The organism is Streptomyces sp. NPDC043996 (assembly GCF_056435225.1).
Genome location: NZ_JBWKEY010000011.1, coordinates 288627 through 305640, shown reverse-complemented (window position 1 = coordinate 305640; position 17014 = coordinate 288627). Strand labels below are relative to the sequence as shown.

16 protein-coding genes and 1 pseudogene are annotated in these 17014 nt (G+C 68.5%); 10 read left to right on the top strand and 7 right to left on the bottom strand.

The annotated features are described in order from the left end of the window. Positions 1-48 precede the first annotated feature (48 nt). Positions 49-789: a methyltransferase gene (locus AC07A4_RS28225; protein WP_478603631.1), complete on the top strand. Its 741-nt coding sequence runs from the start codon at positions 49-51 to the stop codon at positions 787-789. Between the two features lie 327 nt (positions 790-1116). On the opposite strand, the gene AC07A4_RS28220 is transcribed toward AC07A4_RS28225, so the two are convergent. Both AC07A4_RS28220 and AC07A4_RS28215 read right to left on the bottom strand, forming a co-directional pair. Next, positions 1117-1773: a response regulator gene (locus AC07A4_RS28220; protein ID WP_478603628.1), complete on the bottom strand. Its 657-nt coding sequence runs from the start codon at positions 1771-1773 to the stop codon at positions 1117-1119. Continuing rightward, entirely contained in the window at positions 1770-2960 is a 1191-nt protein-coding gene (locus AC07A4_RS28215) for a sensor histidine kinase (RefSeq protein WP_478603625.1), read from the bottom strand. The genes AC07A4_RS28220 and AC07A4_RS28215 overlap by 4 nt, the downstream gene beginning before the upstream one ends. A gap of 62 nt (positions 2961-3022) precedes the next feature. On the opposite strand from AC07A4_RS28215, the gene AC07A4_RS28210 reads away from it, so the two are divergent. The 4 genes and pseudogenes from AC07A4_RS28210 to AC07A4_RS28195 all read left to right on the top strand — a co-directional run bounded on the left by AC07A4_RS28210 (position 3023) and on the right by AC07A4_RS28195 (position 6106). Continuing rightward, positions 3023-3823, top strand: a complete 801-nt coding sequence (locus AC07A4_RS28210) for an ABC transporter ATP-binding protein (RefSeq protein ID WP_478603622.1) — start codon at positions 3023-3025, stop codon at positions 3821-3823. Continuing rightward, positions 3820-4608: an ABC transporter permease gene (locus AC07A4_RS28205; protein WP_478603620.1), complete on the top strand. Its 789-nt coding sequence runs from the start codon at positions 3820-3822 to the stop codon at positions 4606-4608. Before AC07A4_RS28210 ends, AC07A4_RS28205 begins: the two co-directional genes overlap by 4 nt. Before the next feature lie 103 nt (positions 4609-4711). Next, positions 4712-5079, top strand: a pseudogene (locus AC07A4_RS28200) (transposase); the annotation flags it as partial. 745 nt (positions 5080-5824) lie between these two features. Further along, positions 5825-6106, top strand: coding sequence for a hypothetical protein (locus tag AC07A4_RS28195; RefSeq protein ID WP_478603618.1), 282 nt, complete (start codon positions 5825-5827; stop codon positions 6104-6106). A gap of 191 nt (positions 6107-6297) precedes the next feature. On the opposite strand, the gene AC07A4_RS28190 is transcribed toward AC07A4_RS28195, so the two are convergent. From AC07A4_RS28190 to AC07A4_RS28175, 4 genes are all read right to left on the bottom strand, one after another. Beyond that, positions 6298-6765 carry a MarR family transcriptional regulator gene (locus AC07A4_RS28190; RefSeq protein WP_478603615.1) on the bottom strand — a complete coding sequence of 156 codons (468 nt, stop codon included), beginning with the start codon at positions 6763-6765 and terminating at the stop codon, positions 6298-6300. 62 nt (positions 6766-6827) lie between these two features. After that, entirely contained in the window at positions 6828-8138 is a 1311-nt protein-coding gene (locus AC07A4_RS28185; protein ID WP_478603613.1) for an SgcJ/EcaC family oxidoreductase, read from the bottom strand. A 116-nt stretch (positions 8139-8254) separates the two neighbouring features. Further along, complete coding sequence (locus tag AC07A4_RS28180) at positions 8255-8893, bottom strand: hemerythrin domain-containing protein (protein ID WP_478603611.1); 639 nt, start codon at positions 8891-8893, stop codon at positions 8255-8257. A 286-nt stretch (positions 8894-9179) separates the two neighbouring features. Further along, positions 9180-10067, bottom strand: a complete 888-nt coding sequence (locus AC07A4_RS28175) for a LysR family transcriptional regulator (protein WP_478603609.1) — start codon at positions 10065-10067, stop codon at positions 9180-9182. Between the two features lie 215 nt (positions 10068-10282). Between AC07A4_RS28175 and AC07A4_RS28170 the strand changes: the two genes are divergently transcribed. Beyond that, complete coding sequence (locus AC07A4_RS28170) at positions 10283-11410, top strand: FAD-dependent monooxygenase (protein WP_478603607.1); 1128 nt, start codon at positions 10283-10285, stop codon at positions 11408-11410. 150 nt (positions 11411-11560) lie between these two features. Further along, a complete protein-coding gene (locus AC07A4_RS28165; RefSeq protein WP_478603604.1) occupies positions 11561-12544 on the top strand; it encodes a helix-turn-helix transcriptional regulator in 984 nt (327 codons plus the stop codon). 331 nt (positions 12545-12875) lie between these two features. Here AC07A4_RS28165 and AC07A4_RS28160 read toward each other — a convergent pair whose 3' ends face one another. Beyond that, positions 12876-13916, bottom strand: coding sequence for a serine hydrolase domain-containing protein (locus tag AC07A4_RS28160; RefSeq protein ID WP_478603601.1), 1041 nt, complete (start codon positions 13914-13916; stop codon positions 12876-12878). An 853-nt stretch (positions 13917-14769) separates the two neighbouring features. On the opposite strand from AC07A4_RS28160, the gene AC07A4_RS28155 reads away from it, so the two are divergent. The 3 genes from AC07A4_RS28155 to AC07A4_RS28145 are packed head-to-tail and all read left to right on the top strand — an operon-like array spanning position 14770 to position 17014. Continuing rightward, on the top strand, positions 14770-15432 hold the full coding sequence (locus AC07A4_RS28155) for an HAD family hydrolase (RefSeq protein WP_478603599.1): 663 nt from the start codon (positions 14770-14772) through the stop codon (positions 15430-15432). Next, on the top strand, positions 15429-16130 hold the full coding sequence (gene rpe, locus AC07A4_RS28150) for a ribulose-phosphate 3-epimerase (protein WP_478603596.1): 702 nt from the start codon (positions 15429-15431) through the stop codon (positions 16128-16130). The genes AC07A4_RS28155 and rpe overlap by 4 nt, the downstream gene beginning before the upstream one ends. Before the next feature lie 50 nt (positions 16131-16180). Beyond that, positions 16181-17014 (top strand): mycofactocin-coupled SDR family oxidoreductase, encoded by an 834-nt coding sequence (locus AC07A4_RS28145; protein ID WP_478603594.1) that lies wholly within the window; start codon positions 16181-16183, stop codon positions 17012-17014.

The following is a 17014-nucleotide window of genomic DNA, read 5'->3' as shown; positions in this document are numbered from 1 at the left end:
TTCGGTTGTCAACGCTGGACCGGTGACGGCAGAAAGAAGGAGATTGCAGTGGAGAAGACACTCGCCGAGGAGATCGGCGCTTGGTTGCTGTCGGAGATGGACTCGCGGCCGAAGAAGCGATCCACCACGTATCTGCTCGGAAAGCATTGGGAGGTACTGCCCGAGGTATGGCCGCCGGATCCTGTGACCCGACTGTTCACCACGTGGTTGCCGTTCACCGCGGGCAGCCGGTTCCTTGAGGTGGGCTGTGGTGCGGGCATGACCTGTGTCGTTGCCGCAAAGCACAACTGCGCATCGGTGGTGGGCCTGGACATCAATCCCCGCGCGGCTGAGAACACCCTGCTCAACGCCCAGCGGCACGGCGTGGCCGACCTCGTGACGGCGCACACCAGTGACGTGTTCGACGCTCTCAACGGCAGTGCGAAGTTCGACATGATCTTCTCGAATCCACCGCAGATCAAGACGCCGATCGGGCGGGAGCACAGCACGGGGGCCGAAGCCGCAGCGCTCGACCCGGGATTCACGATGCACCGCCGGTTCTTCCGGGACGTGGGAAAGTTCCTGGCCCAAGAGGGCAGGATCTACATGGGTGCGAACGAGGCAGTGGGCGACGCACCCGAGCTGGAGCGCATCGCCGTCGAGGCTGGCTTCGTCGGCCGGAAGCTGCGTACCGAGCCGGTCCAGATACCGGCTGCTCTCATCAGCTCGGCTCCCGCGGTCAGGGAGGCCGCCGATGAGCACGGAATCCTGCACCTGGACGTCAGCATGTTCGAGTTCAGACGTCCCTGACTGCGCCTTGGTTCCTTGCAGGTCAGTAGTGAACGTGGGGAGGCTGTCCGATTCCGCAGGGCGGCGAGACGCAGAGGCGCCTGATGAAGCAGTGTTCACCCCTGCCGGGCAGGCATCGCATCCCTAGGGCCCTTCTGGTGGATCTCCGTGGGAGAAGGAGCGGCGTTCGGTGCGTGCTCTCGGCGTGCCGGACGGAAGTCCTCGAATGGGGCCTCCCCTGCTCGAGCGGAGCCGAGAGCTTGGGGAAGGAGCTACTTGGGCTTTCGTCCGGTGCGGCGAGAGGGCGTGCCGGGCGACGCGACGCCACGGAGATCCACCAGAAGGGCCCTAACCAAGCATTCCTTCGCGAATGGCTCGCAGTACGGCGTTGGTGCGGTCACGGGCTCCGAGCTTCACCAGGATGGAGGAGATGTAGTTCTTCACCGTGCCCTCGGCCAAGCGCACCAGTTCGGCGATCTGGCTGTTGGAGTAGCCTTCTGCCACTAGCCGCAATACCTCGATCTCACGGTCTGTGAGGTCTTCGACGACGACCCCGGCGGCGCCGCTGGGCTGTGCTCCGGACCGGATGAACCGCACCAGCCGATCGGTGATGGAGGGGCCGATGAAAGTACCGCCGGAGGCCAGCGACTCTACGGCCCGGGAAAGCTGGTCGACCGTGACGTCCTTGAGAAGGTAACCCTTGGCCCCGGCGCGCATGGCGTCGAGAACCAGGGCGTCGTCGTCGAAGGTGGTCAGCACCAGAACAGGGATCTCGATCCCCTGCTCGTACTGCTTCTTGAGAAACCAGAGCCCGTCATAGACCGGCATCCGGAGGTCGAGCAGGACGACGTCCGGGCTGTGGGCAGTGCATGCCTGAAGTGCCTCGGCACCGTCGCATGCCTCACCGATCACTGCGATGCCGGCAAGTTCAAGCAGGGTGCGGATGCCTTGGCGGACCAGGGTCTGGTCATCGACCACCAGTACGCGCGGATCGGTGACTGTCACTTCCGCGGTCGCCGATCATGTGTCGTCGGCAGCCGGGCCTCCACAGTGAACTGTGGTGTGTTGCGGATGGTCAGGTGTCCGCCGAGCGGCTTCAGGCGCTCTTTCAGCCCGGTAAGACCGTTTCCCATGGTGATGCTACGTGGCGTCGTACCGTCATTGACGCCTCTCAGGGTCAGCGTGCCGTCCTCCAGTTGCACCGTGAGTGCCAATTCAGCGGCCCTGGCATGCTTGATGGTATTGGTGATGATCTCTTGAGCCACTCGTACCAGGACTGCTGATTTCTCTTCGTCGGCTTCCACCTCGGCGTCAACCTCTACGTGTATCTCCAGGCTGGGCACAGCGCGGGCCAGCCGTTCCAAGTCCTGCTGCAGGTCGGCCTGGCTGGGCACCCGCAGCTCCCCGACCGAGCTGCGCAGATCGGCGAGCACGTCCTTGGCCATGCCCCCGGCGCGCCGGAGATGTTCCAGCACGGCAAGACCTTCGCCGTGCTGGGCGGGCTCCTTCTCCAGGCGGTGCTGGGCAGCCGTCAGTTCCAGGCTGAGCACAGTGAGCTGGTGGCCGAGCGAATCGTGGAGCTCCCGGGAGATGCGCAGTCGCTCGGAGGCGGCAGCGGACTCTTCCAGCAGCACTCCTGCCGCTTCCAGTTCCAGATTCTTCTGCTCCATTTCGGCCCGGAGCAGGGCTTCTCGCGACATCGCATAGGCGGTGGAGACCACGGCCAGATGAACTATGAGATAGAAGACCACAGACGCGATCGTCTTGATGAGATCCGCGCCGACGGACCACACATACGCAGAGGTCACCAGGCAGTTCAGCGACACCACACAGAGAACCCACCCCATCGGAACCAGATAGGTGCCCATCGCGGCGATCACGATCAGCAACGTCACGACCATGCTGCCGCTGGACGACACGGTCATCAGCAGCACCCAGGAGGTGAGCACAGCACACCCGTAGCACAGCAACTGGCCGGTGCGGCCGGGCAATCGGCTGACCGACAGGTTCGTGGCGACGAACCACGCCGCCAGAATGGTGGACCATATCCAGGCCGGTATCGCGAGTTCATCCATGGCCAGGGTGAGAACGCCAATGACCAGACTGAGCCCCACAATCGCGTGCCGAGCGAAGTCGTCGGCGCGGCGTCCGTCCTTGTGGCCGACAACCACATTGACCGGAGTGTGACTCATAGCGATCGAGCCTACCTGAGTCCGGGGACGGCCCACAGGTGCCGAAAGTCATGCTCGAGGTCATGACCGTCGGCACCTGCCTGCGGCAGACCAGGCGCACAAGACTGGTCAGCATGAGCAGCGAGACCAGGCCTCTGGCCATCGACGCACAACATCTGGTCAAACGGTACAAGAACAGGACAGTAGTCGACGACATCAGCCTGCAAGTGCCTGTAGGGGAGACCTTCGGTGTGCTGGGAACCAACGGGGCCGGCAAGACCACGACCGTGGAGATGATCGCCGGGCTGCGCCGGCCCACGAAAGGCAGTGTGCGGATTCTAGGCCTGGATCCCTTCAGCGACGGGGCCGAAGTGCGTCAGGTGCTCGGCGTCCAACTGCAGGAGGCCAACCTGCATGATGCCCTGACCACTCGTGAGCTGGTGGATCTCTACCGCAGCTTTTACCCCAACCCCCTGGCTGCCGACCGGGCCCTCGCCATGGTGGAGCTGCAGGACAAGGCCAAGACCAGATTCAGCAGGCTTTCCGGGGGACAGAAGCAGCGGCTCTCCATCGCCCTGGCGCTGGTCGGTCAACCTCAGGTGGTCATCCTCGATGAGCTCACCACCGGGCTGGACCCGAAGGCGCGACGCCGGGTGTGGGCGACCATCGAGTCGTTGAAGGATCAGACGGTGATCCTGATCAGCCACGCCATGGACGAGGTGGAACAGCTCTGTGACCGGGTGTTGATTATCGACGCCGGCCGCATCATCGCTCGGGGCAGCCCGGCGGAACTCAAAGCACAGGCTTCGGCCGCCACCCTGGAAGATGCCTTCGTGCGTCTGACCGGCAAAGCGCTTCTGGACGAGGAGGAAGAATACCGATGACCACCACCACGACGACACCTCCTGTCCACGCCATTCGGCCAGGGATCCGAGCATGGCTTCGGATGATCCAGGCCGAGGCAAGGATGACCACCCGGGACCCCGCGAACGTCATCATTCCACTAGCTGTTCCTGTGCTGCTCCTGGTGATGAATGGCCTCTCGCTCAAAAACCCCGACGAAGAGGTCCGGCCCGGTGTCACCGTTCTGGACTTTCACGCGGTGCCAGTGGTCCTGTCCCTGGTGGTGACCATGATCGCGGTGATGAACTTCCCCGGCTACCTGGCCACCTATCGCAAGACCAAAGTACTCCGCCGACTGGCCGTCACCCCGGCATCTCCCGCGATGGTGCTGGTGGCTCAGATGGTGGTCACTTTCCTCCAGATGCTCTTCGGCATCGCCATCGCTGTCGGGATCGCCATCCAGTTCTTCAACGCCGGCCTGCCCAGTGATGTGCTGGTGGCTGTGTTGGTCCTGCTCGCCCTGTGTCTGGCGATGTACTCCGTGGGCATGATCGTGGCATCAGTGGCTCCCACACCCAACGCGGCGGTCGCCCTTGGCTTGGTCGGCTTCTTCGGTATGGCTGCACTCGGCGGCATGTTCGGCCCCATGGAGAACCTGCCCGAGCGGCTGGCCGAAATCGGCTCCTGGCTCCCCTTCGGTGCTGCCGTCGAAGCCTTCCAGTCCACACGGGTGGGCGAGACCGTAGCTTGGGAGAACTGGGCCAGCCTCGGAGTCACGACTGTGCTCGGCGTCGCTGTGGCTTCCGCACTCTTCCGCTGGGAATGAGCACGGAGACGTCGCTGACCGAACGCCACCACCACCACGGGCCCAGTCTACTGCTCGAGTTGGTCTCGTTCGATGTGATCGTCGCTTCGCTGGGGGGGGGGACATGGAAGTGGTGGAACGGCTGGTGCCGGACGAGTTATGGGAATTGTTCATACGGGTAGTGCCGTCGGCACCGACGCGGCCGCAAGGCGGTGGCCGACGGCGGTACGGCGACCGGGAGGTACTCGCCGCGATCATCTTCGTGGCCACCACCGGGTGCGCCTGGCGGCAGTTGCCACCTGTGTTCGGGCCGTCCGGACCGACCGCGCACCGCCGTTTCACCGAGTGGTCCAGGGCCCGGGTGTGGACCAAGCTGCACCAACTGATCCGAGATCATCTCGGCTCCCACCGTGAGCTGGACTGGTCGCGGTGTGCGATCGACTCGGTGCACATGCGGGCACTGAAGGGCGGGAGCTGACAGGCCCGAATCCTCACCCCCTGGCCTCGATCTTTCGGGACGGCTCGTCCCTCTTGCCGGCGGGCTGTTTCGGATTGCTGGCGCCCATGCGGGCAGGGCGAGGGCCCGGCTGTCGCATCGAGTGGGCGGTTCCACAGCATCGGACAGGTCAGTCAAGTACGGCAGGCGTCGCTGCGAAGAGATCACGGCATGAAACGTGCAGGTCACCGCCCGGCCCTACGGGACACCGCTCTGGTTCTCCCGTCTGGTTCTCCCGCGCGACACCCGGCCGGACTCACGACCCAACGTCAGCCCGCGCGCACGCCCTTCGAAGCGGCAGACGAGGTCACGCGGGTCTCGTCCTCTTTGATCCCGCGACTCGTCCGGGTTCAATCCCGGGACAACCTTGCGCGTGGGTGGCGCGGCGCGGCATGTTCGCCGAGCGGGGGGGCGGCGTGTGGAAGGCGTGGAATCCACAACACCGAGTCCTCAGGGGACAGAACGAGTACGACATGCGTGTGCTGTCCCTGGTCTGCACGTTGAGTCCGTTGGGTCCTTCCCCCAAGAGGCACGCCCGACGAGGTGGCCCGCGGCATCGAACTGCTGCTGGACGCCGACTACATGGCCGGTCAGGTGCTGTCCGTCGACGGGATGTCGATCTCGTGACCCCCGTTTTCGGCGGGCTCCAGGATCGCCACACACTCCGCATGATGCGTCATAGGAAAGACGTCGACTTCTAACAGCGAGCTTCGAAGGCAGGCCCTGCTCAGGCAGCGTCAGGTGCGCCATCCGCTCCCACGCCACATCCGTCAGCTCACCGCGACGGCACTTCCTGGGGAGAATCTGGGGAGTTTCGACGGTGCTGGGGAGCGCGTGGGGAGAATCGACCGCGTAACGCAGCACTATCCTGGAAAGACGCTGAAAGACGTATCTGCCCATGTCAAGAACGGGTGCATGGGCATCAACGCTGGTCAGCTCCATCAGGAAGACGACTTCAAGAAGATCCCGTCGCCCACCAACGTCGCTCTTCAGGTGTCCTCACCAGCCCAGCAGCACACCTGACACCCCATCAAAAACATACGTCGGACGAGTGTCACGAGGGTCATGTCAGCGTCGAGGTATCGCCCGCCACGCCCGCACTGCATCAGCACAGGCCATCGCCCGCAGGCGGCACCTCGCCTCCGTCACGTGGTGAGAGCCAGCGCGCGGATGCCCGGCCCCGAGGGGCCGGGCATCCGGGCTTTGTCGGTGTGTCAGGGCATCGTTCCGCCCGCGTTGCGCATCAGCTGCTGGAGCACCTTCAGCGTGGTGACGTAGTCCGCGTCGTCGATGCCCTCGTGGAGGGCGGCGCGGATCGCGGGGGCGTTGCGCGCGAGGTCGACGCGGGCCTGTTCCCCCTCCTCGGTGAGCCACAGCCGGTCCGCCGCGTCCCGTCTCAGCCAGCCGCGCTCCACGAGCGCCACGGACTCCACCGCCAGGTCGTCCTCGGGCCTGATGTAGGAGGCCATGGCCGTGCGCAGCTCGGGCAGGGTCATCCCCTCGCCGTCGGGCGAGAGGTCGTTCGCCGACAGGTTGCGCAGCAGCCAGAACTGGGGCTGGGTGTAGCCCTTCTCCTCCTGCCGGGCCCGGGTGAACGCGATGAGCGCCTCGTAGGCCATACCGGTCCAGTAGGCGGCGGGCTGTCCGGCGAGTTCGGCGTCGGTCATCTGCTGGGTCGTCACGGGGTGGACTTCCTTCCTGGTACTTCGGGTTCGTATGCCTGTGTCGCGCGCCGTGCTGGTCGTCAGTCGACCGCGAGGGTGTTCTGGGCGGCGCCGACGCGCCACGTGCCGTCCTCCTTGACCAGGACGTAGAACGGGCGGCCCTCGGGCCGGTCGGCGATCCGGGTGCCGTCGGGGCTGACCGGCTGCTGGCGGACGTTCACCGCGGCGACGTCGGGCCGCAGGAACAGCACCCGCTCGACGTCATAGACAGCGGTGGACTCGGCCGTCGCGCCGGGCAGCACCTTCCCGGTGAAGGCCGCGATCTCCTCGTAGCCCGAAAGGCGCTTGCCGTGACCGGTGGTCCACACCGGGTCCTGCCGACGGAAGACACTCAGGAACCGGTCGACCAGCTCGTTCTGCTGGGCGTGCTCGACCTCGGCGACCAGACGGCGGATCGCGGCCACCTCGGCGTCGGTCTCCGGGCCTTCGGGGGCACCGAACACCTCGACCGGCCGGTACGAGCCCGAGGTCAGCTCGGCCACCGCGCTCGGCCGCTCCGGCCGCCAGCCGAGGGCGGTGCGGGCCGCGGCGCCGCTGACGCTCTGGTCGAGAGCGAGCGCGTCCGCGAACAGCGCGCCGAAGACCTCGGCGGCCTGCTCCACCGGCACCACCTGCGGGGCGGCGAGCACTCCGGCCGCGCGGCCCGCGGCCCGGGCGAGGTCACGGACCGGGACGGCCGCGTCGCCGACGCCGTGCCAGGTGGTGCCTGCATCGGCCCGCTCGGCGGCGGTCACGAATAGCGCGGCCAGGTCGTCCACGTGGACGGTCGGCCAGCGCACGCCCTCCTCGCCGTAGTACTCGGGCACTCCCTGCTGGCGGGCCCGGTCGGCCAGGATGGCGGGGATGCCGCCGCCACGGCCGTACACGATGCCGGGCCGGACGACGACCGCGCGCACGCCCTCGGCGGCCTCGGCGAGGACCCGCTGCTCGATCCGCGGGCGGTAGCCGACGATGCCGATCGGGTTGGTGGGGGCCTCCTCGCTGACCTCCTGGGCGTCGCCGGTGGCGCCGAGGACCCAGACGCCGCTGGTGTAGACGAGGGGACGGCCGGTACCGCGCAGCGGAGTGGCGAGCGCCTCGATGACGGCGGTGTCGACGTCCTCGTCGCCGCTCGGGGGAGCCAGGTGGAGCACGGCATCGATCTCGGGGGTCACCGCGTCGGCCAGCGATGCCGGGTCCGCGGTGTCGCCGACCAGCTGAGCGTGCCAGCCGCGGCCGGGCTGCGGCTCGGCGCCGCGGGTGACCGCGACGACCTGGTGGCCAGCGGCGATGAGGTGGTCGGTGACGGCGGAGCCGATGTAACCGGTGGCACCGGTGAGTAGAACGTTCATTACATTCCTGTCGTGAGGAACGAGATGCCGCATCTCGCTTGATGGTGTGCTGACTTGTTTCGAATCCGCGCGGGGACTCGTCTCAGAGGTTGGTCATTGGCGGGGGAACGTGGCGGTCAACTCGGCCCGGCACGCCATTGGTCGAGCCCCGCGTAGGCGGGCTGCCATCGATCCGCGTACGCGCGGTGCGCGGACTCGGGCAGGACCTGTGTCAGAACGGCGGTCACAGTCCGCTCGGCGGCGCCGTCCAGGAGCCACGGCAGGATCCGGGCGGCGTCGGCCTGGATCCACTGGGCGTGGAAGCGCCCGAAGCGCTCCCACTGCTTCTCCCCCAGGGCGGTCTGGACCAGCGGGAAAACGACCTCCTCCTCATGGCGGAGATGTCCGCGAAGGCCGGTGACCAGCGAGCCGGTGAGCTCACCGAACAGGTCCTGACCGACATCGGGGTCGGCCAGTGCCTGGTCGATCGCCGTGAGCAGGCGGCCGAGCACGGCGTGCTCGGCCTCGATCGCCTCAAGGCGCGCCAGGGGGAAGGGGCGGCCGCGCAGGGCCTCGCGGAGCAAGGGCCACAGTGCCTCGTCCTCGGCGGCGTGGTGGAGGTGCAGCGCCTCGCGGAACAGCTTCCAGCCCGTGGTGCGCACGACGTCCCGGGGATCGGGACCGGCGCGGGTGGTGGCGCGGGCGAGGCAGCGCAGCTCCCTTCGTAAGGCGTCGTGCGTCGCGTACATCACGGTCATGTCGAACCTGTCTGGCACGTCTGTCTGACTCCTGGCTCGGGGAACCCGATGAGCCCGCGTCAGGCAGTGGTGTCATGACTGTTTCCTCCAGAACAGGGCAGCGTGACGCCACGCCTGACGGAGCGGGGCATCATGGGAGAGGCGGCCGGGCGGGGATGGCCGGGGGAACCAACGCCCCCGACGAGCGGCCTGCCCGGGTGCCTCAAGCCTCCCGTGGGGGCAACGTCTGGATCAACACAGGTTTCGTGCGTTCATCGATAACTCGACGGTTATCGGAGTATGGCGGCGGTGCTTGAGCGGCGCCTCAGAACCGTGTGGGGCCCAGTTCGCGGACCACATCGGCGAGGGCACTGATCAGCTCGTTCTCTCCCTCGCTCCGCCAGACCAGAGCGTAAGACAGGGATGGCATGTCCGTGATGGGTATCCACCGGATGTTCGGCATGCCCCAGTACCGAGTGACATGGCCGGGAAAGCCGTGGATGATCTCGCCCATGCCGATCTGGTTGATCAGCTCCGCCGCGTTGTTCACGATGCGCCCGCGCTCGATCGGCCGCCCCTCGTGCGTGTGGAAGGGCAGGTAGCTGTCCTCCCAGTAGTCCGGCATTTCAGGGGCGACGGCGTGCTGGAAGTCGGCGAACACCTCCAGCCGCACCGACGTCCGCTGGGCGAGCTCGTGGTCGGCGGCCACGGCGAGGACGCGCGGGTCCACGCTCAGGACCGGGCCGACGGTGAGGCCCGGCTCCTCCACGGGCAGCCAGGTGACGAGCACATCCATCTCACCGTCACGGAGCCGGCCGAACGGGTCGACGTACGTCAGTTGGCGAACCTCCAGCGCCCACCGTGGATGACGCGCGCGGAAGGCCTTCCAGTACGGGTGTATGTCGACGATGTTGAACGGCATCATGCCGACGCGCAGCCTGCCGGTGACACCGCTGGCCGTCAGCCGGGCGCGTTCCAGGGACTCGTGCAGGCCCGCGTAGACCGGCTGCAGGTCATCGCGCAGCTGGCGGCCGACGTTGGTCAGGCGCACGGTGCGGCTGGTGCGCTCGAACAGCGGGGCGCCGATGCGCCGTTCCTGCTTCCTGATGGCCTGGCTGACCCGCGCCTGGGAGACCATGAGCCGTTCGGCACTCCGGCCGAAGTGCAGTTCCTCGGCCAAGACCAGAAAGATCTCGATGTCCCGCAGTTCCATCACACGCCCCCGTGTCCTTCTCCGCCGACGGCCTAGAGACCGCCGAGCCGCAGAAGTATATGTTGATCACCGCTGCGCACGCAGGCGCGGCGGTGGGACCCGCGCCCCCGCCGGACGACCGCTTGCCGACAGCGGATGACCGCCGCCCGACGCGGACAAGGCCGAGCGCCCACGCGCCCTACGGTTCCGGGGAAAACGGCGCTCTGGAGGCGTACATGAACAGCTGTGGCGATGCGCGGACGGCCCTGATCGTGGGTGCGGGAGTGGCCGGCCTGACAGCGGCCATCGCCCTGGCACGCGGCGGATGGCGGGTGGAGATCGCCGAGATCCACCCGCCTCGGGCGGATTCCGGCTGGGGCTTGTGCCTGACCGGACCTTCGCTGCGCGCGCTGGACGAGGTGGGACTCGCGGACGCGTGTCTGGCCGAGGGCTACGGCATGCGCACGGTCACGCAGGTGGAGGTGGACGGGGAGCCCGCGGGCGAGGTGCGGTTGCCGCGCCTGATCGGTCTGCGGCGCCCGGCGATGGTCGGCATCGCCCGCCCCGCACTGCACCGCGTCTTGTACGCGGAAGCCGAGCGGTGCGGGGCGGTGGTACGCCACGAAGTGACGGTCGCCACGGTGGATCAGGAGGGGGAGCTGGTCCGGGTGCGGCTGTCGGACGGGACGGTCCGGGAGGTCACACTCCTGGTGGGCGCGGACGGGATCCGCTCGTCGACGCGGGACCTGCTGCGGCTCGCAGCCCCGCTCGTCTTTCACGGGCAGATGGTCTGGAGGGCCCTGGTGCCCCGGCCGCCGTGGGCCACCGGAATCCATCACTTCGCCGGGAAGTCCGCCACGGCCGGACTCGTGCCCCTCTCCCCCAGGCAGGCGTACGTGTTCCTGACGGAGAACGGAGCGGAGCGGACCGCCCTGCCCAATGCCGCACTCGCCCCGCGCCTGCGCCAGCTCCTGCGCACGTTCCCCGGCCGGGTGGAGGAGATCCGCTCCCTGGTGTCCGCGTCGGAATCGGTGGTACGCCGCCCGGTCCTCACGGCACTCCTGAAGGGCGCCTGGAGCAGGGGCAGCGCCGTGGTCATCGGCGACGCCGCGCACGCGCCCGCACCGCAGCTGGCCAGCGGCGCCGCCCTGGCCATCGAGGACGGGCTCGTCCTGGCCCAGGAACTAGGACGGCACGGCTCCGTCGGCACGGCGCTCCGGGCGTTCACCAGCAGACGCGCGCGACGGTGCCGCACGCTCGTGGAGACCTCCGAGGCGATCGTCGGCCTGGAGCAGGCGGGGCGCTACCAGGAGACGTACGCGCTGACCGACTCCTGCCACCGGCTCATGGCCGAGCCCGTGTGACCCCCTCCGACGCCAAGTCCCACAACGACGCCGCCCCGGGGCTGTTCGCGCCCCCGCCGCCCGTCCGGGCCAAGCCGCTGCTCCGGCCTGCCTGTCCACACCCCGCGGGCATCCCTGACAATGGGCTGCCAGGGAGGTGACCCCACCGTCGTGCCGACGCCGCTGCGCAACCACCTCATCACCAGTTCCCCGAACCCCGCCGACCTCCTCAACGCCGCGACCCGCCTGTTCGGCGGCTCGATCACCAGATCGCCTCTGGACGAGCTCGGCGGCGACGGCGTCCACGAACTGCGCGGCGTCGCCGCGCACGACTTCGCGGTGGGCTATTTCGTCTCGCCGCTCGGCGTCCGCGTCGCCTCGGCCGGGAGCCGTGCCCGTCGCTCCTACTTCGTCAACATCGGTGTCTCCGGCGCCCTCTCGGCCTCGTGCGGCACCCTGCGGGCGACCCTCGACGGGGCGACGGCGGGAGTCGCCAACCCCGGCGACACGCAGGAACTACGGCCCCTGCGCGGTCGGCGAACCCGGTTCTTGGGCCTACGGATCGACGCCGCCCTAGTCGACCAGGAATACGCCGTGCTGACCGGGCATCCGCCAGTGTCCACCGTGCGCTTCGACTTCGCCCTCGACCTGGCCAAGCCCAAGGGCCGGGCGGTGCGGCTCCTCGTCCGCTCCCTCCTCGAACAGCTGGACTCCGAAGACCCCCTCTTCCAACGCCCGGAACTGCGGCGCAGCCAGCTGCGTTGCCTCGTCACCGCCCTGCTCCTGGCCCAGCCGCACTCCCACACCGGCGCACTGCACGACGGTCCGCGCCCCGGCTACCCGCGCCCCTTGCGGGAAGCCCTCGCGTTCATCGAAGCGAACCTCCCCGAGCGCATCAGCCTCGACGGCATCGCCGCCGCAGCGGGCTGCAGCCCACGCACGCTCAGCTCCGCGTTCCGCGACCGCCTCGGCCTCTCGCCCATGGCCTACGTCCGCAACCTGCGGCTGGACCGCGTCCGCCAGGACATCCTCGCCTCCACCGACCCCGTGGGCGCGATCGCCTACCGGTGGGGCGTCTCCCACCTCGGCCGCTTCGCCAGCCAGTACCGCGACCGCTTCGCCGAGCTCCCTTCCGACACCGCGCGCCGCAGGTAGAGAGCGGCAGCCTGCCGCCGCTCGCCATGCCGCCGTACGCACATCTCCCTGTGGTGAGACCGCACGTGCACCCCGCCTCGCCCCCGGAAGTCGGCGTGCTTCCTGGCACACCGGGTCCTCGACCAGGATCTCGTCGTCGGCGACGTCGAAGTGCTCGTGCAGCAGCGTGAGACCGAAGCGTCGCAGTGCGCCGTGCCGCTCCAGGACCACCCGCACCTCGTCGACGCACGCCTGATCGGCGGCTGAGGCGGGTTCAACGTCATCGATGTCGGGCAGCTTCGGCAGCGAGGTGTTCGCACGCACCCCGAGCCGAAGAGCGTGCAGCCGCCGCTCAGGAGGGCGGGCAGAAGACCGCCTCCACCGCCTTGCCCACGTCGAGCTCCACGGCGCTGGGGTTGGCGCTCAGGGTGAACGACACCGCGAGCTGGCGGCGGCCGTCCGCTGAGTAGAGGGTCATGGCGAGGGAGCCGGGCGCCAACCCGCCCGTGACGTAGAAATCGTCGCCGCAACCGCCGCGGCCCTTGCCTCGGGTCTGCGCGGCGCTGGGCAGCCGGTCGGTCAGTACGCGCTGGAGTTCCGGCGGCAGCAACTTCCCCTGGCTGAAGGCCCGGTTGAAGGCGCTCACGTCGTGCGCGGTGGAGACCACACCTCCGGCCGCACCGGTGAAGCTGGCGTTGAACCGGTCCACGTCGCGCAGCCTGCCGTCGGCGTCGGGGTAGTAGCCGTGGCCGTGCGGCCCCTTGACGCCGTCCGGCGGCTTGACCATGAGGTAGGTCTTGGTCATCCCGAGCGGGCCGAACAGGTGCGTGTCCAGCTCGATGGCCAGGTCACGCCCTGTCACCCTCTCGATGATCATGCCGAGCAGGGTGTAGTTGGTGTTGGAGTAGGACCACTTCTCGCCCGGCTCCCCGGTCCGGGGCCGACCACGGCTCCACCGCACCAGGTCCAGCGGCTGGTAGGGGGTCGTGAAGTCGAAGACGTCGAACGAGGGCTCCCCCTCGCTCCCGTCCGGGTTCGGCTTGCCCGCGTACCAGTCGGGGATGCCGGAGGTGTGCCGGAGCAGCTGCCGTACCGTGATCTCGTCGGCCCGCGCCACCAGGTCCTTCTCCACCACCACCGGCAGCAGGTCGCTGAGCTTGTCATCCACCCCCAACTCGCCCTTCTCGACGAGCTTCAGCACCACGGTGGCCACCATCTGCTTGGTCTGCGACCAGATCCGGAAGCGGGCGTTCGCGGGTATCCTCCCGCCCCCGCCGTCCAGCAACCGGGAGCCCGCGCTGCCAAGCCCGACGGACCTCCCGTCGACGTAGGCCCCGCCGACGACCCCCACCACCCCGGGAACCCTGGCCAACTCCTCCATCGCCTGCTGCACGCTCCCGACCCGCGCCGGGGCGGCCGTAGCAGGCCCGGCATGGGCGGCCATCATCAGCACCGCGACACTGGCGGCCAGACCGGCCCGCCTGAGTAACGGACGAACATTCCTGTACGGCACCACGCACCCCGTCCCGCGATCACCCTGTGGAGCCGGGGTCACCCTGCCCTCGGCACGGACCGCCGCGGCCCGTACCTCCATGGAAAGCCGGAGATCGTTCCGGCGGCGTATGCGCTTTTCGATACGCCCGCGATACGTCTGCGATACGCCTCCCTTACGCCCGCTGGTCCCCGGCGGGACACCCACAGGACGCCCGCGATACACCCAATCCCCGCCATCCCCACCACAGCGCCACCCCCACCGCCCACACCATCCCCAACCTCCAGACACAGCGGCACCGAGCTAAACCTCAAACGACCCACGGATATGTGGGAGTATCACCAAGACCCGCTGAGTAAGGGGCGGCGACGCTCCCCGCCTTCGTGGACAACGGCGCTGGTCAGCCCATAACCCGGCCCTCGCAAGACCGTTCGCCACGGCCCGCCCCGACAGCACTCAGAACAGGCGCCGTTGCCCCACCAGGGCCGCCATCGCTCCCGCAAAGTTGCTGCCCGTTATCGGGCTTTCGGAGCCCGCCGAGCCTCCGCGCGCGGCGGGCCGGGCGCCCGGATCCAGCCTTCTTCGAATCGGTCATAGCCGAAGAATCCGCTGTCGCTGATCTTGAGTTCGCAAGTCGGCGGCGTTGCACGGAGCAGAAGGGGAACGGCTGATTCCCCTACGCAAGATCAACAGCCGCCCCGCGTAGGGTGCATATGCCAGCTACCAGACCCCCCTTCCCCAGGAAGGCATGTGCATGGTCAAAAGCGCGATCTTATTCGATCTGGACGGCACGCTCGTCGACTCCTATCCGGACGCCGAGGACTGCTGGGGCGAGTGGGCCCAATCGGTCGGCGTGGGCGCGGAGTTCGACCTGAACCGGTTCTACGGGCAGAAGCGCAGCGACATCGTACGGACGATGCTTCCGCACCTGTCCGAGCAGGAGATCCTCGACCACGCGGAACGCGTGCGGCTCGCCGAGCGGGAGCGCGTCGCGAAGGTGGTGGCACTGCCCGGCGCGGCCGAGTTGCTCGACGCGCTGCCCCGCGACCGCTGGTCCATCGTCACCTCGAACGACACGGAGGTGGCACAGGCGCGGCTGCGCAGCGCGGGCCTGCCCCTCCCCGACGTACTCGTCAGCGCCGACGACGTCGCTCTGCCCAAGCCCGATCCGGAGGGGTTCCTGCTCGCCGCGCGGAAGATGGGCGTCGACCCCGCGTCCGCGGTGGGCATCGACGACTCCCCCATGGGCATCGCCGCGGCCAGGGCCGCGGGCCTCACGACGATCGCCGTGCGCTTCCGTACGCACGACGACAACGCACTGCGCGAAGCGCACGCCGTGGCGGACGGCGTGGGCTCCATCGCTTTCCAGGTCCTCCCCGACGGCATCTCCCTCAAGATCCCTGGAGCCGAGCTATGACCCTGCGCATCTCGCCGAGCGTCCTCGCGGCGGACTTCACCCGGCTCGCCGAGGAGGCGGACGCGGTGGCCAACGACGCCGACATGCTCCATGTCGACGTGATGGACAACCACTTCGTACCCAACCTCACGGTGGGGCTCCCGGTCGTCGAGTCCCTGGTCAAGAACGTGCGCTTGCCCCTCGACATCCACCTCGGCATCGCCGACCCCGACCGCTGGGCTCCGGACTACGCCGAGTCGGGGGCGGGCAGCGTGACGATCCACGCGGAGGCCACCCACTCGCCGGTCCGCACCCTGCGGGCCATCCGCGCGGCGGGCGCCCAGGCGGGCCTCGCGCTCAGCCCCGCCACTCCCTTCCTGCCCTACGAAGGGCTGCTCGGCGAGGTCGACACGCTCCTTGTGATGACCGTCGAACCCGGCTTCGGCAGCCAGAAGTTCCTCGAGTTCACGCTGGACAAGGTCCGCCAGGCGCGCGAGGCCATCGACTCCCTGCGGCGCGTGAGCGGCCAGGAGATACCCCTGTGGCTCCAGGTCGACGGCGGTGTCAACGAGTCCACCATCGCGCGCTGCGCGGAGGCGGGAGCGGACTCCTTCGTGGCCGGCTCGGCCGTCTACGCCGCGGAGGACCCGGCCGCCGCCGTGCGCGCCCTGCGCGCCAAGGCCAAGGACGCACGGCTGGTCACCACCGAAGCGTCCTGAGCACCCCCACACCCCCCCCACATATCCGGCACATTGGAAGGAACCATCGCATGGGACGCGTAGAGGGCAAGGTCGCCCTGATCACCGGTGCCGCACGCGGGCAGGGTCGCTCGCACGCCGTCCGGCTGGCGCAGGAAGGCGCGCACATCATCGCCTCCGACATCTGCCAGGAGGTCGGCAGCACCCACTACACGCTGGCCACCAGCGACGACCTGGAGGAGACCAGGCGGCTCGTCGAGAACGAGGGCGGGAAGATCCTCACCGTCAGCGCCGACGTGCGCGAGCCCGAGCAGGTGCGGGCCGCCGTCGACGCCGGTCTCGCGGAGTTCGGCCACATCGACGTGGTGTGCGCCAATGCCGGGATCGGCTCCCTCGGACGGGCCTGGGAGCTCTCCGACAAGCAGTGGAACGACATGATCGACGTCAATCTGACCGGAGCGTGGAACACGGTACGGGCCGTGATCCCGCACATGATCGAGGCCGACCGCGGCGGTTCCATCATCTTCACCAACTCGGTCGCCGGCACCCTCGGACGGCCCAACATGGCGCACTACGCGGCGTCCAAGCACGGCCTCGTGGGCCTGATGCGCTCCCTCGCCAACGAGCTGGCGCCCCACTACATCCGGGTCAACAGCATCCACCCGGGCAACGTCGACACCGACATGGTGCAGAACGTCACCGGGCGCAAGCTGCTGCTTCCCGACGTCGAGGACCCCTCCCGCGAGGAGTTCGCCGAGGCCGCCGCCGCGCTGAGCGTGATCCCCGTTCCCTGGGTCGAGTCCATCGACGTCAGCAACGCCGTGCTGTGGCTGGCGTCCGAGGAGGCCCGCTACGTCACGGGCGCGACCCTGCCGGTGGACGCCGGCGCCGCGATCAAGGCCTGA